Here is a 23,165-nt window from a genome sequence, read left to right on the forward strand (position 1 = left end):
CCGCCGGGGGTGCCTCATACCTCGTAGGCCATCCAGGAGCCGGGCGTTCGTCCCGTAGCTCCGCTCTCATCCGGCGCATCGATCCCGCGCCCTGACCGGCCGCCCGGCGGCTTTCTGTTCCTCCGGTGCCGGCCTGCCTCGACCGCGCGGCGACGACGAGGCGTTGACCAGCGGCTTGCCCACGACATCGGCATGCCGCCGGCGCATATCGCCCGAACCCTTCCCGGGAGGACCAACCATGACTTCGACCGCTCTCGCGACCGCCGCCCCCACTGCGGCCAACTGGCCCCCGTCGCAGGTGGGGCCGCCGTTGCTGCTGTCCGTGGTGCCCAACTCGGGCCCCGCCGCCGGTGGGAACCTCGTCCAGCTCAACGGGCAGAACCTGCGCAACGTGATCAGCGTGACCTTCGGCGGCGTGCCCGCCCAGATCGTCAGCCAGAGCAGTTCCGGTGGCGGCGGCTGGGATGGTGACTGGGGCGGCGGCTGGGGCGGTGGCTGGGGCGGTGGTGGCTGGCCCGGAGGCGGCTGGCCGGGGAATCCCACCAACGACATCGTCGTGGTGATAGCCCCGCCGCACGCGCCCGGGTCCGTCCAGGTCCTGGTCACCACCACGGTCGGCACCAGCAACAGCCAGGTGTACACCTATGTGGCGCCGACGCCGCCCACCGCCGTCTCCATCACCCCGACCGTGGGACCGACCACCGGCGGCGCCCTGTACTTGATCACGGGCACCAATCTGACCGGCGTCACCAGTGTCACCTTCGGCGGGAGCCCGTCGGCCATCCTGACCATCAACCCGGGCGGGACCAGCCTGATCGGCATCACCCCGGCGGGCCCGCCCGCGGGCGGCAACGTCGCCGTCACGCTGAGCGGCCCGGGCGGGACCGCCACCGTCCCCGGCGGTTTCACCTACTTCGTCGCGCCGCCCGCACCGGCGCCCGTCACCATCACGCCCAACACCGGGCCCCACACCGGCCTCACCCCGTTCACCATCACCGGCACCAACCTCGGTGGTGTGCTGGCCGTGCTGTTCAACGGCGTGCCCGCCACCGGTGTGACCGCCACCCCCACGGCGGTGTCCGGCATCACCCCGGCCGGGGCGGTCGGCACCGCGACCGTCACCCTGGTGACGGCCTTCGGCACGGTCACCGTCCCCGGCGGCTTCATCTACACCTGACGTCCGCCGTCCGACGCGCACGTCCGACCGGACCGCCGGTCACCGGGCCCCTTCCGTCAGGGCCCGGTGACCGGCTCCGTCCGTTCGAGCCGCTGGGTGCCGGCGGCGCCCGGCGCCCGGACGGCCACGAGCTCACCGGCGTCGGCCAGGACGACGACGGCGTGTCCGCGCGGATCACCACCCCGGTCGGGGGGCCTGCCTGCCACTGTGCCCCTGGTCAGCCGTCAGCTGGGCCGTCTCACGACCTTGGACTCCTTGAGGACTCTCCCGCTTGCGTCCACTGCCCTCACTTGGAAGTACGGGCCGGTGGCGGTCGTGGTGACGGCCGTCTCGAATCCGGACCGTGGGGCGTGCCCGACGACGACCGTCAGGGAGTCGGGGGAAGATCCGGCGAGCACCTGCCATGCTCTGGTCTGCGTCGAGCCGTTCCAGGAGGCGTAGACGACGCTCCCCCTGCCGTCGGCCCGTACCGCCGCGCTCGGTGGGTAGTACGGAGTGCCGATCCATTCCGGGATAGCGCACTGGCTTACGGCACTCTGGCGCGTCATCGGGTGCAGGCTCGCCGCCGAGCGCGTAACACAAGGCGGCATGCAACTGCTCCGCTTCCACCACCGTCAGCACCAGCGAGGCCCGAGACGCGCAACCGGGGCGGAGAACCTGAAGCGGCAGTTCAAGCAGACCGTCTTTCCCGGGACGTAGCCCACGGCCCGATGCCGGACCGACCTGCCAGCCTCCTGACGCTTCACTCATTGCGCCCCTCCTCTGTCTGAGCCGGTCCGTCGCTCTCGGACTCGTCGGGCACCGGCAGACGCCCGCCGCGACTCTCCGCGAGCCGGAGCGCGTCTTGCAGGGCTTCGACCAGGCGGTTGGAGAGGTAGCGGAGCTCTCGGGCGTCCGTCTTCCGGTCGCCGAGCATCAGGCGGGCATGGCCGATGAGCTCAGCGCCCATCTGAAGCTGAACCGCTTCCATCTCGTCCGCCAGCCGCGACAGATACCCCTCACCATCCGCGTCCGACACCAGATAGCACGCCTTCCCACCAGGGCCGGGCCATGGCAGCAAACGGGGGCGTACGCTCACAGCGCCACCGCCTTCACGCCGTGCCCGGCAGACCCACACTGTCGGTCATGAGCGACCACGTACGGTCGGACCAGACTTGTGCCCGCCCCGTCCTCACCACGTGGCACCCAAACGTGAGCCACCGGCACACGTGCCATACGAACCGTCGGCGTATCCACACACGCCACGGCGGGCCGGCGGCCAACGGCGCGATGACGACCCGGCGCGGGCAGCACCAGCCGCAGCAGCCATTCCACGAGTCGGGCGATACTCTCTTGCACGTTGACGCTCCTTCACAGCGTTGACCACGCTCCCGGGCCGCCTGCAACGGTCGCGGGAGTCTTTTCGCGATCATCGCGCTGTGATCAGGACGTAGGAACCTCCCCTAAACCCCACTTCTGGACGTCCCGCGTCGGGTAAAACGTCCCTAGTGCCGTCCCGACATGTGGGGAGAGACTCAGATGCCGAACGAGAGGCTACGTGCCGTCATGGCTTCCGGAGGCTGGACGTACGCCACCCTCGCGGAAAAGGTCGAGGTAGACCCCAAGTCCGTTGAAAGATGGGTCAACCTCAACCGTACGCCGCGACGCGGCACGGCCATCCTGGCAGCGGAAACGTTAGGAGAAGACGTGCACGCCCTATGGCCAGCGCTACGCCAAGCGCGCCCCGCCCGTGCGGTCAGCCCCGAGCTGGTGGCGCTCTACGACCAGCGCGCGGACATCCCCGTGTCCACGTTCGTGGAGATGCTGACGCAGGCCCGCGAACGGATTGACGTGCTCGTGTACGCTGCCGTCTTCCTCCACGAGGCGTACCCCCGCCTCAACGATCTTATACGGGAACGAGCCGCCCAAGGCTGCGCCGTACGCATCGCTGTCGGCGACGCCGACAGCCCCAACGTCCAACAGCGCGGCCAGGAAGAGAAGTTCGGCCACGGCATCGAATCCCGCTGTCGGCTCGCTCTCCTGCACTACCGCTCCCTCATCGACACCCCGGGCGTCGAGGTGCGGACGCACGGAACGACCCTCTACAACTCGCTCTATCGTGCAGATGATCAGGTCATGGTCAACGCCCACGTCTGGGGCGTGAACGCGTACGGCGCGCCCGTCTGGCACCTGCGCCGACACGGCGAGGGCGGCATGTTCGACACCTACGCCCAGAGTTTCGACGCCGTATGGGCGACAGCGACGCCGGTACAGGAAGGCTGACTTATGGCGCGGACCGAGTACTACGACGATCCGGACGCACCTGAGCCGAACAGCTTGGTTGTCGCAGCCTCCGCTGTCGTCACCGACGACAGCGGATGTATTTTGCTCCAGCGCCGTCGGGACAATGATCTTTGGGCCCTGCCCGGCGGCGGCATGGAGATGACCGACTCCCTGCCGGGAACTGCTGTCCGTGAGGTCAAGGAAGAGACCGGACTCGAGGTAGAGATCACGGGACTCGTCGGCACATACACCGACCCGCGTCATGTGATCGCCTACACGGACGGCGAGGTCCGCCGACAGTTCAACGTCTGCTTCACCGCCCGCATCGTGGGCGGCCAACTCGCGATCTCCCATGAGTCCACGGAACTACGGTTCGTCTCGCCGGAAGAACTCGCAGAGCTCCCCATGCACCACACACAACAGCTCCGGCTCCGCCACTTCCTGGCCCACCGCGACCGGCCGTATCTCGGCTGACCCGCATAAACGACCAGGTCAGGCCCAGCCTGCACATAGACCAGCAGGCCGATGCGGGACGGCCGGAGAAAGACCCACTTTGGCTGATGACTTGCGAGGTGGTCACGAACGCCTACCGCCACACCACCGGTCCGGCCGAAATGCGCATCCGCGCCGTGGCGGAGGGCCGTCTGCGGATCAGAGTGTGGGACTCCAATCCGGATATCCCGCCGCCCTTCGACAAGCCCCCGGCCCTCTTCGACCGCTCGTGCGCCCTCGCCGAGGCCGCCGCGAACATCGAGGCCACGTACGGGCGCGGCCTGCTCATCGTCCGGATCCGCGCCGACAACTGGGGTGGTTACGCCCTCGCCGACGAGCTGTTCGGCAGGAGCGGCAAGCTGCTCTGGTTCGAACTCGCACCGCAGCCGCCCCGCGACGCCTACGAGATCGCCGCCTGACGCGCCGGTATCAGGCCGGGGTGAGCACCGGAGGAGAGTTCAGGTCCGGCTCGTCGTACGAGCCGCTGTACCCGTCCTCCTTCTCCTGTTCTTCCTTCTCCTCCGGCCAGCCGGGGTCCATCGCGCAGGGCGCACTGACGAAGCCGGAGAGCCGCTGGAATTCCGGTTCCCAGGTGAGGTGGATCGTGCAGCCGCCGTCGCGCTCGGCTCGTACGCTCCACTCCTCGATCTGCTTGTTCTTGCCGTACTCCGTGACGCGCCATCCCTTGACCTTGAGACGATCGCGCACCCCGCGTAGGGCGGGTAGCGCAGTCATCACGGCGTAGGTATCCGTACTCACCTGGACGGGACTCACCCGGGCGGGGTCGCGATCCCGCTAATGCCCCTGCCACCAGTGCATTAGCCGCCCGTTAGCAGAACGCCAATCCGATCTCCGAAGCTGGTGGCCGTCCGGGAGCGAGACAAGAGAACAGAACAACAGGAGCACCACCATGAACACCGCCACCACCACCAAGCGCTTCCGCGGCCGTGCCGGCCGTCGCATCGCCGCGGCCATCGTCGCCGCCGCGGCGCTGGGCCTGGGGGCCACGGCCTGCGGTCCCGACGACTCGGAGTCCGCCGGTTCCTCGAACTCCTCGGTCGCGTCCGCCTCGCAGGACGCCTCGGCCACGGCCCAGTCCACGGGCGGCTCCGCCAAGGGTGGCTCTTCTACGGGCGGTTCCTCCTCGGACAGTTCCGGCTCGCAGGGCCAGAACGGCGGCGGCACCGGTGGCGGGTCCGCCTCCTCCGGCGGCGGCGTCGCCAACGCGGGCAACCACCACACGTACGTCGGCAAGCTGCAGTACCTCGCGCCCGGCAAGCTGATCGTCCATCCCGAGGACGGCAGCACCGACCAGGCGTTCTACGTCTCCAACGCCACGCAGGTCCTCGGCGCGGCCGCGATCTGCGGCGAGGAGTCCGGCCACGTGGCCCTCGGCGAGGATGGTTACGGCACCACGAAGTGCACCGTGGACGATCTGGAGAAGGCCGCGAAGACCGGCAGCGTGACCGTTCGCGTCACCTTGAGCACCAAGTCCGCCGGTGCCGAGACGGTCGAAGAGAAGTACCATCCGTAGGCCCCGCACCCGGCACCCCCGTACGCCGCGACCGCACGAACGGGCCGCCGGCCCCGAGAGGGGGCCGGCGGCCCGTTCGCCATGCAAGCCATGCAATCCGCGCGGCCCGCCGCAGGCGTCAGTGGCCGCCCGGGGAGCCCGCCGTGGCCGGCGGGAGGTCGACCTGGACGCCCGGGTCGCCCGCGTCCGCCTTGTAGTCGGCGGCGGTGGTCTCGTCGATGCCGTCGGGAGCCTTGAGCGCGCGCAGCACAAACGTCAGCACGACGGTCACCAGCACGTTGAGCACGATCGCGGTGAAGCCGATGTAGCCGATCTCCCCGATGGCGGGCATATCGGCGGTGTTGCCGAAGTGCTTCTGGGTGCCGCTCGGGGTGTCGTACGCCTTCCACGTTCCGTAGACCATGCCGACCGCCCAGCCCGCCAGCAGTGCCCAGCGGTGGAACCAGCGGGTGAACAGGCCGCCCACCAGGGCCGGGAAGGTCTGGAGGATCCAGATGCCGCCCAGGAGCTGGAAGTTGATCGCGACGGTCTTGTCCATGCCCAGCACGAAGATCAGCGCACCGACCTTCACCAGCAGCGAGACCAGCTTGGAGACCTTGGTCTCCTCCTCCGGCGTGGCGTTCGGCCGCAGGAAGTCCTTGTAGATGTTGCGGGTGAAGAGGTTCGCCGCGGCGATCGACATGATGGCCGCCGGGACGAGGGCGCCGATGCCGATCGCGGCGAAGGCGATGCCCGCGAACCAGTCGGGGAACATGTCCTCGAAGAGCTGAGGGATGGCGAGCTGGCCGTTCTCGACCGTCACCCCGGCGGCGATGGCCATGAAGCCGAGCAGTGCCAGCAGCCCCAGCATCAGCGAGTACAGCGGCAGGATCGTGGTGTTGCGGCGGATCACCTCGCGGCTGCGGCTGGAGAGCGTCGCGGTGATCGAGTGCGGATACATGAACAGGGCGAGCGCCGAGCCCAGGGCCAGGGTGCCGTAGGCCCACTGACCCTCCGCGGGGGGTGCGAGCCCGCCCGCACCGGCCTTGGTGAACTTGTCGTTCGCCGCGCTGAAGATGTCGTCGAAGCCACCCAGCTTGATCGGGATGTAGATGATCGCCACCGCGATGACGATGTAGATCAGGGTGTCCTTGACGAAGGCGATCAGCGCGGGCGCGCGCAGCCCGGAGGAGTAGGTGTACGCGGCGAGGACGCCGAAGGCGATCAGCAGCGGCAGGTCCTTGATGAACCAGTTGGTGTTCTCCCCGCCGCCGACGCCCATCACGTCCAGCACCGCCTGGATGCCGACGAGCTGGAGGGCGATGTACGGCATGGTCGCGAGGATGCCGGTGATCGCGACGGCCAGCGAGAGGCCCTTGGAGCCGAAGCGGCCGCGGACGAAGTCCGAGGTGGTGACATACCCGTGCTTATGGGACACCGACCACAGGCGCGGCAGGAAGGTGAAGATCAGCGGGTAGACCAGGATGGTGTACGGGACCGCGAAGAAGCCGGACGCGCCCGCCGCGTAGATCGCCGCCGGGACGGCGACGAAGGTGTACGCGGTGTAGAGGTCGCCGCCGAGCAGGAACCAGGTGATCCAGGTGCCGAAGCTGCGGCCGCCCAGTCCCCATTCGTCGAGGTTGTTGGCGTTCTCGGCGCGGCGCCAGCGCGCGGCCAGGAACCCCATGGCCGTGACGACCACGAAGAAGAAGATGAAGACGGCGAGTGCGACGCCGTTCACTCCGTCGTTCATGCCGACTCACCCCCCTTGCCTGCCCGCTTCTCGCGGCGGACCAGGACGTAGGCGACCGAGGTCAGCACGGCCGAGATGGGTACCCAGAGCATCTGGTACCAGTAGAAGAACGGGATCCCGATGAGGGTCGGCTCGACCTTGGCGTACGAGCCGACCCAGAGCATCCCGACAAAGGGTGCGATCAGGCACAGAGCGGCCACGACGCGCGTAGGCGTCACGACCGGTCTCCTGCCGGGTGAAGCGGACGTGTCTGACATGCGGCGGGCTCCAGTCCCCTCGGCTCATCACCTGCGTCACGGTCGATCACCTGGGTTCCAGCTGATCATTTGTGTAATGCGCAGGAAATCTAAGCCCCCGGCCCGGCGGTCGTCACTACCCGTCCGTATATCGGTATGAGAAAGAAAGCAGGTCGCCGTGGCCTGGCCCCGCCGTAGCGCGGGTCAGTCGCGGCGCGCCCGGCGTGGCGCCCCTCAGCCGTTCGGCCGCTGGAGCCGGGCCACGAACTTGTAGCGGTCCCCGCGGTAGACCGACCGCACCCACTCCACCGGCTCCCCGGACGCGCTCCGCGAATGGCGCGAGAGCATCAGCATCGGCAGCCCCACGTCGGTGCCCAGCAGCCCCGCCTCGCGCGGGGTGGCCAGCGAGGTCTCGATGGTCTCCTCGGCCTCGGCCAGGCGGACGTCGTACACCTCGGCCAGCGCCGTGTACAGGGAGGTGTACTTCACCAGGCTGCGGCGCAGCGCCGGGAAGCGCTTGGCGGACAGATGGGTGGTCTCGATCGCCATCGGCTCACCGCTGGCCAGCCGCAGCCGCTCGATGCGCAGCACCCGCCCGCCGGCGGCGATGTCCAGCAGCCCGGAGAGCCGGTCGTCGGCGGTGACATAGCCGATGTCCAGGAGCTGGGAGGTGGGCTCCAGGCCCTGGGCCTTCATGTCCTCGGTGTACGAGGTGAGTTGCAGCGCCTGGGAGACCTTGGGCTTGGCCACGAAGGTGCCCTTGCCCTGGATCCGCTCCAGGCGCCCCTCGACGACCAGCTCCTGCAGCGCCTGGCGCACGGTGGTGCGCGAGGTGTCGAACTCGGCGGCCAGGGTGCGCTCCGGGGGGACCGGGGTGCCGGGTGGCAGGGTCTCGGTCATCTCCAGCAAGTGGCGCTTGAGGCGGTAGTACTTCGGGACGCGTGCGGTACGCGTCCCAGCGGAGCCGTTGCCGTCGCTCTCGGCCGTGGTGATGGCCGCCGTTGCCGCCGTTGCCCCCTCGGTCTCCATCGCGCGCCCTTCCGACTCCTGGTCCACTGCCGTCACCGGCGTCTGCCGCCGTCACCGGTCTCCTGAAGAATCCAGCGCCTCACATCGTGGCACGGTCCTGGCTCCGGGCGTCCGCTCGGTCCGGATGTCGGGAAGTGTCGGTCCGGTAACGGAGCCGCCGGTGACTCTTATACACCCTTGACAGCCCAAAAGGTCTAGGCCAAGCTCCAGGGCACTGGTCTGGACCATTAAACCTCTGATCCGGCCTTGTGAGGAGAGTGCTGTGAAGCGTGGGCTCATAGCGGCGACGGGTGTCGCGGCAATGCTGGTTTCCGTCGCGGCCTGTGGGTCCGATGGCGATGACAACAAGGCCGGAGCGGATGGCTTCAAGGGCGAGACGCTGACCGTCTGGGCGATGGACGGCTCCGCGCCCGACGGCTGGACGAAGGATGTCAAGGCCGCCTTCGAGAAGAAGACGGGCGCCAAGCTGAAGCTGGAGATCCAGCAGTGGAACGGCATTCAGCAGAAGGTGACCACCGCGCTCTCGGAATCCGATCCGCCGGATGTGCTGGAGATCGGCAACACCCAGACGCCGTCGTACGCGCAGACCGGCGGACTGGCCGAACTGGATGACCTGAAGAAGTCGATCGGCGCCGACTGGTCGGAGTCGATCAACAAGTCCGCGGTCTACGACGGCAAGCAGTACGCGGCGCCGTGGTACGCGGCCAACCGGGTCGTCCTCTACAACAAGAAGATCTGGGCCGAGGCCGGGATCAAGGACACCCCCAAGACGCGTACCGAGTTCTTCAAGGACCTCGACACCATCGGGAAGAAGACGGACGCCGAGCCGCTCTATCTCCCGGGTCAGAACTGGTACTTCTTCGACGGGCTGACCATCGGCACCGGCGCCGACCTGGTGAAGAAGGACGGCGACAAGTGGGTCTCCAACCTCGCCGACCCCAAGGTCGCCAAGGCCATGGACATCTACAAGCAGTACCAGTCCTTCAGCAAGGCCCCCAAGGACAAGGACGAGGCCACTCCGCAGCAGGGCGAGGTCTTCGCCAAGGGCAAGACCGGCGCGTTCATCGGCATGGGCTGGGAAGCCGGTATCGCGATCAAGGCCAACCCGAAGATCGAGAAGGACATCGGCTACTTCACCATCCCGGGTGAGACCGCCGGCAAGCCGGAGGGCGTCTTCCTCGGCGGCTCCAACCTCGCGGTCGCCGCGGGCAGCGAGAAGCAGGAGCTGGCCAAGGAGTTCCTGAAGATCGCGCTCAATGACACCTACGAGGGACAGCTCGCCAAGGAAGGCGGTGTCATCCCGAACAAGGAGTCGCTCCAGACGCGGCTCAAGGGCAACCCCGCCGGGCTGGCGGCCGCACCGGCCGCCGCGACCGGCGGCACCACTCCGCTGATCCCCGAATGGGCCCCGGTGGAGAACGCCCCGAACCCGGTCAAGGGCTATATGACCGCGGTGCTCACCGGTAAGTCGCCCGCCGAGGCGGCCAAGTCGGTCGAAGGCGAGCTGAACAAGCGCCTCAGCCAGGAGCGTTGAGCCGAATGTCCGTAGCGACCGAACGCCAGGACCCCGGCCCGGCGGCGGCCGGGGTCCGCCGGAGCGGGGAGCCGCCAGGCCCCCGCCGCCCGGCCCCGGGCACCCCCGGGCGCGGACGGCTGACCGGCGCCGCCCCGTACCTCCTGCTGCTGCCCGCGCTGGTGGCGACCGTGCTGCTGCTGGGCTGGCCGCTGGTCAAGGACGGCCTGCTGTCGTTCCAGAACCTCAATATGCGGCAGCTCATCCAGCACCTCACCGAGTGGAACGGTGTCGACAACTACCGCGAGACGCTGACCAGCGAGGACTTCTGGCGGGTCACCCTCCGGTCGGTGATCTTCACCGCGGTCAACGTCGTGCTGATCATGCTGCTCGGCACCCTGATCGGACTGCTGCTGGCCCGCCTCGGCAGCAAGATGCGGCTGCTGCTCTCGGTCGGTCTGGTGCTCGCCTGGGCCATGCCGCCGATCGCCGGCACCACCGTCTTCCAGTGGCTCTTCGCCGCCCGCTTCGGGGTGGTCAACTGGGTCCTGGACGCGCTCGGCTGGCACTCCATGGCGCACTACAACTGGACCGGCGGCCAGTTCTCCACCTTCTTCATCATCACCCTGCTGATCGTCTGGCAGTCGATCCCCTTCGTGGCGATCAACCTCTACGCCGCGACCACCACCATCCCCGGCGAGCTCTACGAGGCGGCCGCGCTCGACGGCGCCGGCACCTGGAAGAGCTTCACCTCGGTGACGTTCCCCTTCCTCAAGCCGTTTCTGCTGGCCACGACGTTCCTCGAAGTCATCTGGGTCTTCAAGGCGTTCACCCAGGTCTTCGCGATCAACGAGGGCGGCCCGGACCGGCTCACCGAAACCCTCCCCGTCTACGCCTTCATCGAGGGCGTGGGCAATCAGCACTACGGCATGGGCGCCGCGATCTCGCTGCTGACCATCGCCGTCCTGCTGGCGCTGACCTCCTACTACCTCCGGATCGTGCTCAGGCAAGAGGAGGACGAGCTGTGAAGCGCTCGCCGCTCGCCCGGCTGTGGCCCAACGCGACCGCCGTCGTGCTCTTCATCGGCTTCGCGTTCCCCGTCTACTGGATGTTCACCACGGCCTTCAAGCCGACCTCGGACGTCATCTCCGAGGACCCGGTGTGGTTCCCGACCAGTGCCACCCTGGACCACTTCCAGAAGGCCCTGAACGCCGACAACTTCTGGACGCTGGTGGGCAACTCGCTCACCGTGACCCTCTCGGCGGTCGCCCTCTCGCTGGTGATCGCGCTGCTCGCGGCGTTCTCCCTGGCCCGGATGCGGTTCAAGGGGCGCCGCGGCTTCCTGGTGACCTTCATGATCGCGCAGATGGCGCCCTGGGAAGTCCTGGTCATCGCCATCTACATGCTCGTCCGTGACGGCGACATGCTGAACAGCCTGCTTCCGCTGACCCTGTTCTACATGGTCATGGTGCTGCCCTTCACGATCCTCACGCTCCGCGCCTACGTGGCCGCGATCCCCAAGGAGCTGGAGGAGTCGGCGATGGTCGACGGCTGCACCCGTCCGCAGGCGTTCGTCCGGGTGATCTTTCCGCTGCTGGCGCCCGGGCTGATGGCCACCTCGCTCTTCGGCTTCATCACGGCCTGGAACGAATTCCCGCTCGTCCTCATCCTGAACAAGGACCCGGAGGCCCAGACGCTTCCGCTGTGGCTGTCCAGCTTCCAGACCGCCTTCGGCGACGACTGGGGTGCCACCATGGCGGCGGCCTCGCTGTTCGCCATCCCGATCCTGGTTCTCTTCCTGTTTCTGCAACGCAAGGCGGTCGGTGGGCTCACTTCCGGCGCTGTGAAGGGATGATCCCGGTTTATGACGACCCTCGCGCATGACTCCGCCACCCTCACCCGCGACGCTCTCACCGTTCTGCAGCCAGGCTTCACCGGCACCACCGCCCCCGACTGGCTGCTCCGGCGGCTCGGCGAGGGGCTCGCCTCCGTCGGCCTCTTCGGCCGGAACATCACCTCGCCCGAGCAGCTCGCCGCGCTCACCGCCCAGCTGCGCGCCGAGCGTGACGACGTCCTGGTGGCCATCGACGAGGAGGGCGGCGACGTCACCCGGCTCGAGGTGCGAGCCGGCTCCTCCTTCCCCGGCAACCTGGCGCTCGGCGCCGTCGACGACCCGGAGCTGACCCGGGCCGTCGCCCGCGAGCTGGGCCGCCGCCTCGCGGAGTGCGGCGTCAACCTCAACTGGGCGCCCTCCGCCGACGTCAACTCCAACCCCGACAACCCGGTCATCGGCGTGCGCTCCTTCGGCGCCGAACCCGGGCTCGTCGCCCGGCACACCGCCGCGTACATCGAGGGCCTGCAGAGCGCCGGGGTCGCCGCCTGCACCAAGCACTTCCCCGGCCACGGTGACACCGCCGTCGACTCCCACCACGCCCTGCCGCGCATCGACGCCGGGCTCGACACCCTGATCGCCCGCGAACTGGTGCCCTTCCGCGCCGCCGTCACCGCCGGGACCAAGGCCGTGATGAGCGCGCACATCCTGCTGCCCGTGCTCGACCCCGACCTGCCCGCCACCCTCAGCCCCGCCGCGCTGCACGGCCTGCTGCGCCGGCCCGTGGCCGACGGCGGCCTCGGCTTCGACGGACTGATCGTCACCGACGGCATGGAGATGCGGGCCATCGCCGACGCGTACGGCATCGAGCACGGCAGCGTCATGGCGATCGCCGCGGGCGCCGACGCGATCTGCGTGGGCGGCGGACTCGCCGACGAGGACACCGTGCTGCGGCTGCGCGACGCGCTGGTCACGGCCGTCATCGAGGGACGGCTGGCGGAGGAACGGCTGGCCGAGGCGGCCGCGCGGGTGCGCGCCCTGGGGGAGTGGACGCGGCACTCTGCCGGACCGCGCGCGGCGCATGGCATCGAGCCCGCCGCGGGGGTGGGGCTCGCCGCCGCGCGCCGGGCGCTCAGAGTCACCCCGGCCGGGGTGCCGTACGAGCCGGTGACCGGGCCCGCCTACGTCGCCGCCTTCACCCCGGTCGCCAACATCGCGGTCGGCGAGGAGACCCCCTGGGGCGTCGGCGCCGAACTGGCCCGCCTGCGCCCCGGCACCGGGACCGCCACCTACGGGTGGCAGGACGCCGAGGCCGGGGGCGTCCCCGCACTGATCGAAAATATGCTCGACACCGCGGCGGACCGTAGGATCGTCGCTGTGGTCCGCGATGTCCACCGGCACCCCTGGATGGCCGACGCGCTGGACGCCCTGCTCGCCGCCCGGCCGGAGACGGTCGTCGTCGAGATGGGAGTGCCCCAGGCGCCGCCCGTCGGAGCGCTGCACATCGCGACCCACGGCGCCGCCCGGGTGTGTGGACGGGCGGCGGCCGAGGTGATCGTCGGCATCGGCGCCGGTGACCACCCGGGGGACTGATCCCCAGCCCCACCGAGCACAGCCGGCACAGAGCCACCTGGAGGCACCCAGCATGTCCGCCACGACGACGGCCCAGCACAGCGACCAGCCGGGCCGGATCATGTCCGGCGAGATGGCCGAGCAGCCCGCCGTGCTGCGCCGCATCCTCGACCAGGGCGCCCCGAGGATCCGCGAGGTCGCGGAGCGGATCGCCGCCCGCAACCCGCGCTTCGTCCTCCTCACCGCCCGGGGCACCTCGGACAACGCCGCGCTGTACGCCAAGTACCTGCTCGAGGTGCTGCTCGGCAAGCCGTGCGGGCTGACCTCCATGTCCACCACCACCGCATACGGCGCCCAGCCGGACCTCACTGATGTGCTGGTGATCACCGTCAGCCAGTCCGGCGGCTCCCCGGACCTGGTCGCCTCCACCGAGGCCGCCCGCGCGGCCGGTGCGATCACCCTGGCGGTCACCAACAACGCCGACTCGCCGCTCGCGGCCGTCTCCGAATTCCACATCGACGTCCTGGCCGGGCCGGAGAAGGCGCTGCCCGCGACCAAGACCTACACCGCCGAACTCCTCGCCCTCTACCTCTTCGTGGAGGGGCTGCGCGGCGGCGACGGCGCGGCCGCCAAGGTGCTGCCCGACCTCGCCCAGCAGATCCTCGACCGCCAGGACGAGGTCCGGCAGCTCGCGGCGCGCTACCGCTTCGCCGAGCGGATGGTCCTCACCTCCCGGGGCTACGGCTATCCGACCGCCAAGGAAGCCGCCCTGAAGCTGATGGAGACCAGCTACATCCCGGCGCTCTCCTACTCCGGCGCCGATCTGCTCCACGGTCCGCTCGCCATGGTCGACAACATCTCGCCGGTGATCGCGATCGTCACCGAGGGCAAGGGCGGCCAGGCGCTGCAGCCGGTCCTGGAGCGGCTGCGCGGCCGGGGCGCCGACCTCGTCGTCATCGGCAGCGCGTCGGAAGTGGAGCGGGCCTCGGCGGGGTTCGCCCTGCCGACGGACGGGGTCGCCGAGGAGCTTCAGCCGATCCTGGAGATCCTCCCGCTGCAGATGCTGGCGTACGAGGTCACGATCGCGCGCGGCCAGGACCCGGACGCGCCCAGGGCGCTGGCGAAGGTGACGGAGACCCGCTGAGGTGTACGGCCTGGCGTACTGCTTGCGGCACGGAAAAGGCTCCCGCGGCCTTCGAGGAGGCGCGGGAGCCTGAGTACGACGGGTGCTCTGGAGCCTTGAGTACGACGGGTGGGGCACCCGCGGGCCGCGGCGCCAGGGCGGGACCCTCAACCCACCCGGCACCGCAGCCCGGAGTTGCATCGGCCGAGCGGCCGACCTGAGGACCCCGGGCGGTCAGGGCAGAGCGCTCCGGGCTCCTCGATCCGCCCTCCTGTGCGGGGAGAGCGGAAGATCGCAGTGCTCGATATTCTGGACTAGACCACTGCTGTCTGTCCACGCTTATGCGCGAATAGGCTAATCCACCGGTGAGGGTAGGCTCGCAATGTGCCCTCCATGAACGACCTCGTCCGCCAGCACACCGCACTCGACGACTCCGACCTCGAGTGGCTCCATCTGCTGGTCTCGGAGTGGCAGCTCCTCTCCGACCTCTCGTTCGCCGACCTGGTGCTGTGGGTCCCCACTAGCGACGGCACCCGGTATGTCTCCGTGGCGCAGATGCGGCCGAACACCGGGCCCACCTCCTACCAGGACGACATGGTCGGCCATCTCGTCCCCCGAGGCCGCCGTCCGATGCTCGACGCCGCCCTCGACGAGGGCCGGATCGTCCGGGAGGGCGACCCCGAGTGGCGCGAGGAGGTGCCGGTCCGGGTGGAGTCCATCCCGGTCCGGCGGGAGAGCCGGGTCCTCGGGGTGATCGCGCGGAACACCAATCTGCTGACCGTACGGACCCCCAGCCGGCTGGAGCTCACCTATCTCCAGAGCGCGTCCGACCTCGCCCAGATGATCGCCGCCGGATCGTTTCCGTTCCCCCATCAGCAGATCGACATGGACGCGTCACCGCGTGCCGGCGACGGGCTGATCCGGCTCGACGCGGACGGGGTGGTCCAGTACGCGAGCCCCAACGCGCTCTCGGCCTACCACCGTCTCGGGCTCGCCGCCGACCTCGTCGGCCACCATCTGGGCGAGACCACCGCCGAACTCGCCCCGGTGCGCGGCCCGGTGGACGAGGCGCTGGTCAAGCTGGCCAGCGGCTGGGCGCCCCGGGAGTTCGAGGTCGAGGGCGGCGACGGGGTCATCCAGCTCCGGGCCATTCCGCTCAAGCCCAAGGGGCTGCACATCGGCTCGCTCGTGCTGCTGAGGGACGTCACCGAACTGCGTCGCCGCGAGCGCGAGTTGATCACCAAGGACGCCACCATCCGGGAGATCCACCACCGGGTGAAGAACAACCTCCAGACGGTGGCCGCCCTGTTGCGGCTGCAGGCCCGCCGGATGGACTCGGCGCAGGGGCGGGAGGCGCTCAACGAGGCGGTGCGCCGGGTCGGCTCGATCGCGATCGTCCATGAAACCCTCTCCCAGAACCTCGATGAGCGGGTCGAGTTCGACGATATAGCCGATCGGGTGCTGGCCATGGTGGCCGAGATATCGCCCGGAAAGGTGACCGGCCGCCGCACCGGGCGCTTCGGCATTCTCGAGGCCGAGGTCGCCACCCCGCTGTCCATGGTTCTGACCGAGGTGCTGCAGAACGCGTTGGAGCACGGCTTCGGACCGGGGGAGCAGGGCACGGTCGAGGTCTCGGCGGTGCGTGGTGACGCCGGTGAGGAGAGCCGGCTGGTGGTGACCGTCCAGGACGACGGGCGCGGACTGCCCGAGGGGTTCGACCCCCAGCGGGCCGGAAACCTGGGCCTGCAGATCGTCCGCACCCTGGTGGAGGGGGAGCTGGGCGGCACGTTCGACATGGTGCCCGCACCGGAGCGCGGCACCCGTGTGGTGCTGGACTTCCCGGTGCGAGCCGAGAAGCACTGATGCGAGCCGAGAAGCACTGAGGCGTCGGCCACACTTCCGCAACTGCCGGACGGGCACAGCCCCGTACCCGGAAAGCACTGAGCCCCGGACCCATCTGGTCCGGGGCTCAAAGCTCATTGTGCTGTGCGCATCGGGGGTACTACGCGCTGCGGCTCGGGGGCCACGGGGTGCGGGCTTCAGGCGCTGGCGTTGCGTGCCCGGTTGCGAGCGGCACGGCGCTTCATGGCACGGCGCTCGTCCTCGCTCATGCCACCCCAGACGCCGGAGTCCTGGCCGGACTCAAGCGCCCACTGCAGGCACTGCTCCATGACGGGGCAGCGGCGGCAGACGGCCTTGGCTTCCTCGATCTGCAGCAGCGCAGGACCGGTGTTGCCGATGGGGAAGAACAGCTCGGGGTCTTCCTCGCGGCAAACGGCGTTGTGACGCCAGTCCATGGCTGCTCCATCTCCTCGTATTGCGGGCTCGTTGCTTGTGAATGTGAACGCTTTCACGAATCCCCCCGCAAGGGTAGGGACGCCGACCAGTTGGGGCTGGTGCGGTCCCGTGGAATGAGGAGGGGGTTCGGGCTCTCAAGGGGGCCTTCTGGAGGCCGTCCCGATCGCCAAGAAGAGACTCGCAAACCTCGGCGGCGGATACAACCCCTTCCGGAAAGTTTTTTTTGATTCCTTGGTGTCGACTCGGTCACAGCCGTACTTCCGGTGGGTGGAGGCCAGCCTAAACGTTCGAGTGGAAGGACTTTTTGCGCTCTCACTCACACAATCACACGCAGTGCACGGCGTACGCCTGTGAACGTCACGCTCGTACGCAGTCCCAGATGGTCACCGTCCATCTGGAACGGCAGTGGCGCCTGGGAATGCAAGGTGAAGTCCTCCACGTCGTGGAGCCCCACCACATGCTTGCCGCGCGGGCCGCGCTCGGGCGTCGACATCAGCAGCTGGGTCGCGTAGCGGGTCACCGCCGACGTCGACAGTTTGGTGAGTCCCAGCACGTCGAGGGCGGTGTCGAAGGACGCCTGGGGGGACGCGTAGACCGGGCGGTTGCCCAGAAACGTCCACGGGGAGGTGTTGCAGACTATCGACAGCGCCAGCCCCGCGATCGGGTCCTGGCCCGGCCGCCGAATGGTGATGACGCCCTGCCGCCGATGCGGCTCCCCGATGAACTGCCGCACCATCTGCCGTATATAGAGCGCGTGGGTGGACCGCTTGCCGCGCTCGCGCTGCTGCTCGACCCGGCCGATGACGCTCGCGTCGAAGCCGAGCCCGGCGCAGAAGGTGAACCAGCGGGCCGGGACGGACTCGTCCGGAGTGCCGGGGGTGCCGGCCGCGAGTCCGAGGCCCACGGTGCGCTCGGTGCCGTCCCGCAGCGCGTCCAGCAGGGCGCCGGTCGCCTCGACGGCGTCATTGGGCAGCCCGAGCGCGCGGGCGAAGACATTGGTGGAGCCGCCCGGGACGACCGCGAGCCGGGGCAGCTCGTGCGGGGCGGGGCCGTGGTGGAGCAGTCCGTTGACGACCTCGTTGACGGTGCCGTCGCCGCCGAGGGCCACGACCAGTTCATGCGTGCCGCCGTCGACCGCCCGCCGGGCCAGATCGCGCGCATGGCCCCGGTACTCGGTGGTCACGACGTCCAGCTTCAGATCGCTGGCGAGTGCGTGGAACAGAACATCCCGAGTGCGGGCACTGGTGGTGGTTGCTGCCGGGTTGACCACAAGAAGCGCGCGCATGCGCGCCAGCCTACCTATCCGGACCGACCGGCCCGAGGGGGGTAGGGCCCGGGCGGCCCGGAGGCGGCTAGGCTGCGGGGGTGAGCAGGAAGAAGTCCGCTACCGCGAAGAAGGCGCAGAGGGCCACGGCGCGGAAGACGACCGAGCGGAAGGCCGCGGCGCAGCAGGCCACGGCCCGGCCGGAGGCCGGGGCCGCTGCCAAGGCGACCGGCGCCGCTGCCGCCGACGCCGCGCCCACCGGGCCCCGCCCCACCCGGCTGACCGTCGCCGCGGTGCTGGCCGCCGCGGAGGGCGTGGTGCTGCTGGGCTTCGGCGTCTACGTACTGATCATGGGGCTGACCGGCGACCCGGAGAGCCCTCAGCAGGCGGAGATGCTCGGGGCCACCGTGGTCGCGCTGGCCCTGCTGCCGCTGCTGGCGGCCCGCGGGCTGTGGCTGCGGCGCCGCTGGAGCCGGGGCCCCGCGATGATCACCCAGCTGATGGCGCTGCCCGTGGCCTGGACGCTGGTGCAGAACGGCGGCGGGCTGATCGCCGGCGGGGTGGTCACCGCCATCGCGGCCCTCGCCGTCATGGCGCTGCTGATCAACCCGACGGCGACCGAGGCCCTCGGCATCGGCCCCCGCGACGCCTAGGCCCTGTCCGGTGGATCTTCGCGGGCCCGCGACGCCTGGCACGGCACCTCGCCGCGTTGTCGGGATCGTCCGAGTACGACCCGGTACGAGGACGACCCTCCGCCTTGCGACGCACCGCACCAGACGCCGCGGGCTGATCCGCGAAGATCCACCGGACAGGGCCTAACCGGACACAGCCGGCAGGTGTCCGCACGGCCGGTGCCCGGGGTGGCCCCGGGCACCGTGGGCCGGATGCGCTCGCTACTCCTCGACCAGCAACTTGTCGCGCAACTGCGCGAGTGTGCGGGCCAGCAGCCGGGAGACATGCATCTGGGAGATGCCGACCTCCTGCGCGATCTGCGACTGCGTCATATTGCCGAAGAAGCGCAGCAGCAGGATCTTCTTCTCGCGCGGGGGCAGATCCTCCAGCAGCGGTTTGAGCGATTCGCGGTACTCGACGCCTTCCAGCGCCTCGTCCTCCGCGCCGAGGGTGTCGGCGACCGCCGGGGACTCGTCGTCCGTGTCCGGCACGTCAAGGGACAGGGTGCTGTAGGCATTGGCGGACTCCAGCCCCTCCAGCACCTCCTCCTCGGAGATGGACAGATGCTGGGCCAGCTCATGGACGGTCGGAGCGCGGCCATGGCGCTGGGAGAGCTCCGCGGTGGCGGTGGTCAGCGAGAGCCGCAGCTCCTGCAGCCGGCGCGGCACCCGCACCGCCCAGCCCTTGTCGCGGAAGTGGCGCTTGATCTCGCCGACGACCGTGGGTGTCGCATAGGTCGAGAACTCCACCCCGCGGTCCGGGTCGAACCGGTCCACGGATTTGATGAGCCCGATGGTGGCGACCTGGGTGAGGTCGTCCAGCGGCTCACCGCGGTTGCGGAAGCGCCGGGCCAGGTGCTCCACCAACGGCAGATGCATACGCACGAGGTTGTTGCGCAGCTCGGCCCGCTCGGTGGAGCCTTCCGGCAGCCCGCGCAGCTCGAGGAACATCGCCCGCGCGCCGCTCCGGTCATGTGGATCGTGCTGCTGACGCACCTGTTCGTGCTGATCCATGTGGTCCGCCCGCTCTGGTCGGTCTCCTGCCGCCTCCGAGTCCGCGGGATGCGGCCGGGCCGGCGGGTGCGGGATGGCCGGGGTACCCACTCCCCGCGATGATGCAGTGCTCACGGAGCCCCCTTTTTCCGTCACGGCTGTCCGGGGCCGGCGCCGCGCTCCTTGTACAGGCTGATGCTGACCGTTCGGTCTTCGGCCACGGTCGAGTCCACCTTGCCCGCCAGTGCGGAGAGCACCGTCCAGGCGAAGGTGTCGCGCTCGGGGGCGCGGCCGTCAGTGGTGGGAGCCGAGACGGTGACCTGCAGTGCGTCGTCGATCAAGCGGAAGACGCAGCTCAGCACACTGCCGGACACGGCTTGCTGCAACAGGATCGCGCATGCCTCGTCCACGGCGATACGCAGATCCTCGATTTCGTCGAGGGTGAAGTCCAAGCGGGCTGCGAGGCCGGCGGTCGCCGTACGCAGCACCGACAGATAGGCACCCGCAGCGGGCAGCCGGACTTCCACGAAGTCCTGGGTCCCGGGCTCGCCTGCGATCTGGGACACCCTCACCTCCAAGGTGACACAAGCTGATTGAGCTGAGCTGATTGGAGCGTCGGCCCCGAACCCTTATGGTGGGGGGTGGACGGACCGGCGCTGTATGTACTTTGGCTGCGACGCTATCGCGATCTGCGGTTCGGTGTCGCCCGGACGAAGCACGGCCCCCATCACGGGTGAACCCCGGCCCATAGAGCCGCGATATCACTCATAGTAAGCACATGAGTACGCAGCGTGGCTAGAGGGTTTGCGGTCTCAATTCGAAAGAGATGTCGCCTCACTCAGGGAATCGCTGGTCACGGCGGTGCCCATGGCCTGAGCGGCCAGCTTTCGCAGGGGCTCTCCCGAGAGCCTGCGCACCGTCCATTCGTCCATCGGCTCCGCGCCGAGCGCGGTGTAGAAGCCGATCGCGGGCTCGTTCCAGTCCAGCACCGACCATTCGAAACGGGCATAGCCCCGCTCCACGCAGATCCGCGCCAGCTCGGCGAGCAGCGCCTTGCCGTGGCCACCCCCGCGGGCGCGCGGGGTGACGTACAGGTCCTCCAGATACACGCCATGGGTGCCTGTCCAGGTGGAGAAGTTACGGAACCACAGGGCGAACCCCACCGGCCCGCCGGGCTCTCCGGCGCCGCCGGTCTCCTCGGCGATCAGCGCGAACACCGCCGGATGCGCCCCGAAGAGCGCCTCGCGCAGCTGCTCCTCGGTGGCCTTCGCCTCCCGCGGAGCCCGCTCGTAGTCCGCCAGCTCGCGGATCATCGCATGGATCGCCGGAACGTCGGACGGCCTCGCTGATCGGATCATGTGGTGAAGGCTAGCGGCCCGGGCCGACAAACGCGGAGGTCGATCTCCCACAATGCGCGGAAAACGCCAAGACCAGGGCGTTCGCGGAGCCGGGCCTACACGATGAGCTGATCCACATAGCACCAGTGCCACTCCTCGCCCTCCTCGAAGCTGCGCATCACCGGGTGGCCGGTCTCCTCGAAATGCCGGGTCGCGTGCTGGTACGGCGAGGAGTCGCAGCAGCCCACGTGGCCGCACACCAGACACTTCCGCAGCTGGACGGGGTGGCTGCCGACTGCCAGGCATTCGGGACAGGTGTCGGACCGCGGCTCCGGCTCGGGGCGCGGTAGTGCGGGAACATGCAGGCACTCGCTCATGATTGCCAGACTAAAACGCCGCGTGGGCGGATCACATGGACGACCGTCGGCACGACCGGCGGGGACGGGTCGGTCGATGGACGTATTGCCGTTGTTGATGCTGGTCGCGGGCAGCGCGGTGGTCGCCGGCGCGGCCCGCAGGACCCCGGTGCCCGCGCCGCTGTTGCTGGTCGTGGTCGGGCTCGTCGGCTCGTACGTCCCGGGGGTGCCCGACTACACCCTGGACCCGCATATCGTGCTGCCCCTGGTGCTGCCGCCGCTGCTGCACAGCGCCGCGCTGGACAGCTCGTATCTGGATCTGCGGGCAAATCTGCGGCCGATCGCGCTGCTCTCGGTCGGGTATGTGCTCTTCGCCACGGTCGCGGTCGGCGTGGTGGCCCATCTGCTGATCCCGGGGCTGCCGCTGGCCCCCGCCCTGGTGCTGGGCGCGGTGGTCGCGCCGCCGGACGCCGTGGCCGCCACCGCCATCGCCCGCCGGATCGGGCTGCCCTCCCGGCTCACCACGCTCCTCCAGGGCGAGTCCCTGTTCAACGACGCGACCGCGATCACCGCCTACCGGGTGGCGGTGGCCGCCGCCGTGGGGGAGGGCGTGAGCTGGACCGAGGGGCTGCGGGAGTTCGCCTTCGCGGCCGTCGGCGGCGTCGTGGTCGGTCTGATCCTGATGGTGCCGCTGCACTGGCTGCGCATCCGGCTGCGGGACGCCCTGCTCCAGAACACCCTCTCGCTGCTCATCCCCTTCGTCGCCTACGCCGTCGCCGAGCAGTTCGGGGCGTCGGGTGTGCTGGCCGTCGTGGTGGTCGGGCTCTACCTCGGACACCACTCCTGGCAGGTCGACTTCGCCACCCGGCTCCAGGAGGCGGCGGTCTGGCGCATGATCGACTTCGTACTGGAGTCGGCGGTGTTCGCGCTGATCGGGCTGCAACTGCGGGTCGTGGTGGGCGGCCTGGGGGAGTACGGCGCGGGCGAGGCCGCCTGGTACGCGGCCGTGGTCTTCCTGGCCGTGGTGGCCGCCCGCTACATCTGGGTCTTCCCGTCGACCTTCGTGCCGCGGATGCTCTTCCCCGGCATTCGCGAGCGCGAGCCCGGCACCAACTGGACCGCGCCGGTCGTCGTCGGCTGGGCCGGGATGCGCGGGGTGGTCTCGCTGGCCATCGCCTTCTCGATCCCGCAGACCACCCATGGCGGGGAACCCTTCCCGGCCCGCAATCTGATCCTCTTCCTGACCTTCACGACCGTCATCGGCACCCTGGTGGTCCACGGGCTCACCCTGCCGTCCCTGATCCGGCTGCTCGGGCTGCCGGGCCGCGATCCACGGGCCGAGACCCTCGCCGAGGCACAGGCGCAGAACCAGGCGTCACTGGCGGCCGAGAGCCGCCTGGGGGAGTTGCTCGACGAGGAGCGCAACGCACTGCCGCCGCCGCTCGCCGACCGGCTGCGCACCGTGCTGGAGCAGCGCCGCAACGCCGTATGGGAGCGGCTCGGGGCGGTCAACGAGGTGACCGGCGAATCGGCGGACGACACCTACCGGAGGCTGTCCCGGGAGATGATCGAGGCCGAGCGGAAGGTGTTCGTGGACCTGCGGGACGCCCGGCGGATCGACGAGGAGATGCTGCGGTCGCTGCTGCGGCGGCTGGACCTGGAGGAGGCGGCGCTCTACCGGGAGGGGGCCACGGAGGAGGGGGCCTGAGGCCCGGCCCGTCCGTGGCCGCCGCTGTACCCGGACC

26 protein-coding genes are annotated in these 23,165 nt (G+C 69.6%); 13 read left to right on the top strand and 13 right to left on the bottom strand.

All coding sequences use genetic code 11. The annotated features are described in order from the left end of the window. Positions 1–238: 238 nt before the first annotated feature. Complete coding sequence (locus AS97_RS29880; RefSeq protein ID WP_185929714.1) at positions 239–1,177, top strand: IPT/TIG domain-containing protein; 939 nt, start codon at positions 239–241, stop codon at positions 1,175–1,177. A 56-nt stretch (positions 1,178–1,233) separates the two neighbouring features. On the opposite strand, the gene AS97_RS29885 is transcribed toward AS97_RS29880, so the two are convergent. The 3 genes from AS97_RS29885 to AS97_RS29895 all read right to left on the bottom strand — a co-directional run bounded on the left by AS97_RS29885 (position 1,234) and on the right by AS97_RS29895 (position 2,255). Further along, positions 1,234–1,383 (bottom strand): hypothetical protein, encoded by a 150-nt coding sequence (locus tag AS97_RS29885; RefSeq protein WP_161500529.1) that lies wholly within the window; start codon positions 1,381–1,383, stop codon positions 1,234–1,236. An 18-nt stretch (positions 1,384–1,401) separates the two neighbouring features. Further along, entirely contained in the window at positions 1,402–1,725 is a 324-nt protein-coding gene (locus AS97_RS29890) for a hypothetical protein (protein WP_201724755.1), read from the bottom strand. Positions 1,726–1,919: 194 nt separating this feature from the next. Then, positions 1,920–2,255: a hypothetical protein gene (locus tag AS97_RS29895; RefSeq protein ID WP_210565970.1), complete on the bottom strand. Its 336-nt coding sequence runs from the start codon at positions 2,253–2,255 to the stop codon at positions 1,920–1,922. Between the two features lie 440 nt (positions 2,256–2,695). On the opposite strand from AS97_RS29895, the gene AS97_RS29900 reads away from it, so the two are divergent. The 3 genes from AS97_RS29900 (at position 2,696) to AS97_RS29910 (ending at position 4,350) form a co-directional block, all read left to right on the top strand. Next, the gene (locus tag AS97_RS29900; protein ID WP_210565971.1) at positions 2,696–3,439 is read left to right on the top strand and encodes a helix-turn-helix domain-containing protein; all 744 of its coding nucleotides are present in this window, start codon (positions 2,696–2,698) and stop codon (positions 3,437–3,439) included. Positions 3,440–3,442: 3 nt separating this feature from the next. Continuing rightward, complete coding sequence (locus AS97_RS29905) at positions 3,443–3,913, top strand: NUDIX domain-containing protein (RefSeq protein WP_125756218.1); 471 nt, start codon at positions 3,443–3,445, stop codon at positions 3,911–3,913. A gap of 86 nt (positions 3,914–3,999) precedes the next feature. Next, positions 4,000–4,350 carry an ATP-binding protein gene (locus AS97_RS29910; RefSeq protein WP_210565972.1) on the top strand — a complete coding sequence of 117 codons (351 nt, stop codon included), beginning with the start codon at positions 4,000–4,002 and terminating at the stop codon, positions 4,348–4,350. Between the two features lie 10 nt (positions 4,351–4,360). Here the strand turns inward: AS97_RS29910 and AS97_RS29915 are convergent, their stop codons facing one another. Further along, positions 4,361–4,666 (bottom strand): hypothetical protein, encoded by a 306-nt coding sequence (locus AS97_RS29915; protein WP_210565973.1) that lies wholly within the window; start codon positions 4,664–4,666, stop codon positions 4,361–4,363. Positions 4,667–4,841: 175 nt separating this feature from the next. On the opposite strand from AS97_RS29915, the gene AS97_RS29920 reads away from it, so the two are divergent. Continuing rightward, entirely contained in the window at positions 4,842–5,465 is a 624-nt protein-coding gene (locus AS97_RS29920) for a hypothetical protein (RefSeq protein ID WP_210565974.1), read from the top strand. A gap of 118 nt (positions 5,466–5,583) precedes the next feature. Here the strand turns inward: AS97_RS29920 and AS97_RS29925 are convergent, their stop codons facing one another. The 3 genes from AS97_RS29925 to AS97_RS29935 all read right to left on the bottom strand — a co-directional run bounded on the left by AS97_RS29925 (position 5,584) and on the right by AS97_RS29935 (position 8,462). After that, entirely contained in the window at positions 5,584–7,197 is a 1,614-nt protein-coding gene (locus AS97_RS29925) for a sodium:solute symporter family protein (RefSeq protein WP_210565975.1), read from the bottom strand. Beyond that, positions 7,194–7,454, bottom strand: a complete 261-nt coding sequence (locus tag AS97_RS29930; protein ID WP_086710950.1) for a DUF3311 domain-containing protein — start codon at positions 7,452–7,454, stop codon at positions 7,194–7,196. The genes AS97_RS29925 and AS97_RS29930 overlap by 4 nt, the downstream gene beginning before the upstream one ends. 213 nt (positions 7,455–7,667) lie before the next feature. Beyond that, entirely contained in the window at positions 7,668–8,462 is a 795-nt protein-coding gene (locus AS97_RS29935; RefSeq protein WP_197049237.1) for a GntR family transcriptional regulator, read from the bottom strand. A gap of 262 nt (positions 8,463–8,724) precedes the next feature. Here AS97_RS29935 and AS97_RS29940 point away from each other — a divergent pair, with 262 nt between their 5' ends. From AS97_RS29940 to AS97_RS29965, 6 genes are all read left to right on the top strand, one after another. Further along, positions 8,725–9,996, top strand: a complete 1,272-nt coding sequence (locus tag AS97_RS29940; RefSeq protein WP_125756212.1) for an extracellular solute-binding protein — start codon at positions 8,725–8,727, stop codon at positions 9,994–9,996. A gap of 5 nt (positions 9,997–10,001) precedes the next feature. Beyond that, on the top strand, positions 10,002–11,003 hold the full coding sequence (locus AS97_RS29945) for a sugar ABC transporter permease (RefSeq protein WP_059147786.1): 1,002 nt from the start codon (positions 10,002–10,004) through the stop codon (positions 11,001–11,003). Further along, the gene (locus tag AS97_RS29950) at positions 11,000–11,830 is read left to right on the top strand and encodes a carbohydrate ABC transporter permease (protein ID WP_059147785.1); all 831 of its coding nucleotides are present in this window, start codon (positions 11,000–11,002) and stop codon (positions 11,828–11,830) included. Before AS97_RS29945 ends, AS97_RS29950 begins: the two co-directional genes overlap by 4 nt. Before the next feature lie 9 nt (positions 11,831–11,839). Beyond that, a complete protein-coding gene (locus AS97_RS29955; RefSeq protein WP_059147784.1) occupies positions 11,840–13,399 on the top strand; it encodes a glycoside hydrolase family 3 N-terminal domain-containing protein in 1,560 nt (519 codons plus the stop codon). A 52-nt stretch (positions 13,400–13,451) separates the two neighbouring features. Then, on the top strand, positions 13,452–14,522 hold the full coding sequence (locus AS97_RS29960; protein WP_059147783.1) for an SIS domain-containing protein: 1,071 nt from the start codon (positions 13,452–13,454) through the stop codon (positions 14,520–14,522). Between the two features lie 372 nt (positions 14,523–14,894). Further along, positions 14,895–16,364, top strand: coding sequence for a PAS domain-containing sensor histidine kinase (locus AS97_RS29965; protein WP_059147782.1), 1,470 nt, complete (start codon positions 14,895–14,897; stop codon positions 16,362–16,364). A 176-nt stretch (positions 16,365–16,540) separates the two neighbouring features. Here AS97_RS29965 and AS97_RS29970 read toward each other — a convergent pair whose 3' ends face one another. Together AS97_RS29970 and AS97_RS29975 are read right to left on the bottom strand one after the other, a co-directional pair. Beyond that, a complete protein-coding gene (locus AS97_RS29970; protein ID WP_014054815.1) occupies positions 16,541–16,798 on the bottom strand; it encodes a WhiB family transcriptional regulator in 258 nt (85 codons plus the stop codon). 317 nt (positions 16,799–17,115) lie between these two features. Further along, positions 17,116–18,084, bottom strand: a complete 969-nt coding sequence (locus AS97_RS29975; RefSeq protein WP_059147781.1) for a diacylglycerol kinase family protein — start codon at positions 18,082–18,084, stop codon at positions 17,116–17,118. 80 nt (positions 18,085–18,164) lie between these two features. On the opposite strand from AS97_RS29975, the gene AS97_RS29980 reads away from it, so the two are divergent. Then, a complete protein-coding gene (locus tag AS97_RS29980) occupies positions 18,165–18,716 on the top strand; it encodes a hypothetical protein (protein ID WP_210565976.1) in 552 nt (183 codons plus the stop codon). Positions 18,717–18,956: 240 nt separating this feature from the next. On the opposite strand, the gene AS97_RS29985 is transcribed toward AS97_RS29980, so the two are convergent. The 4 genes from AS97_RS29985 to AS97_RS30000 all read right to left on the bottom strand — a co-directional run bounded on the left by AS97_RS29985 (position 18,957) and on the right by AS97_RS30000 (position 21,441). Next, the gene (locus AS97_RS29985; RefSeq protein ID WP_059147779.1) at positions 18,957–19,838 is read right to left on the bottom strand and encodes an RNA polymerase sigma factor SigF; all 882 of its coding nucleotides are present in this window, start codon (positions 19,836–19,838) and stop codon (positions 18,957–18,959) included. A gap of 41 nt (positions 19,839–19,879) precedes the next feature. Next, complete coding sequence (locus AS97_RS29990) at positions 19,880–20,293, bottom strand: anti-sigma regulatory factor (RefSeq protein WP_014054819.1); 414 nt, start codon at positions 20,291–20,293, stop codon at positions 19,880–19,882. A 246-nt stretch (positions 20,294–20,539) separates the two neighbouring features. Then, positions 20,540–21,085, bottom strand: a complete 546-nt coding sequence (locus tag AS97_RS29995) for a GNAT family N-acetyltransferase (protein ID WP_059147778.1) — start codon at positions 21,083–21,085, stop codon at positions 20,540–20,542. 95 nt (positions 21,086–21,180) lie between these two features. Beyond that, positions 21,181–21,441: a UBP-type zinc finger domain-containing protein gene (locus AS97_RS30000; RefSeq protein ID WP_059147777.1), complete on the bottom strand. Its 261-nt coding sequence runs from the start codon at positions 21,439–21,441 to the stop codon at positions 21,181–21,183. A 76-nt stretch (positions 21,442–21,517) separates the two neighbouring features. Between AS97_RS30000 and AS97_RS30005 the strand changes: the two genes are divergently transcribed. After that, positions 21,518–23,128: a Na+/H+ antiporter gene (locus AS97_RS30005; RefSeq protein WP_210565977.1), complete on the top strand. Its 1,611-nt coding sequence runs from the start codon at positions 21,518–21,520 to the stop codon at positions 23,126–23,128. Positions 23,129–23,165 lie beyond the last annotated feature (37 nt).

The organism is Streptomyces sp. AgN23 (assembly GCF_001598115.1).
Classification (GTDB): Bacteria; Actinomycetota; Actinomycetes; order Streptomycetales; family Streptomycetaceae; genus Streptomyces; species Streptomyces antimycoticus.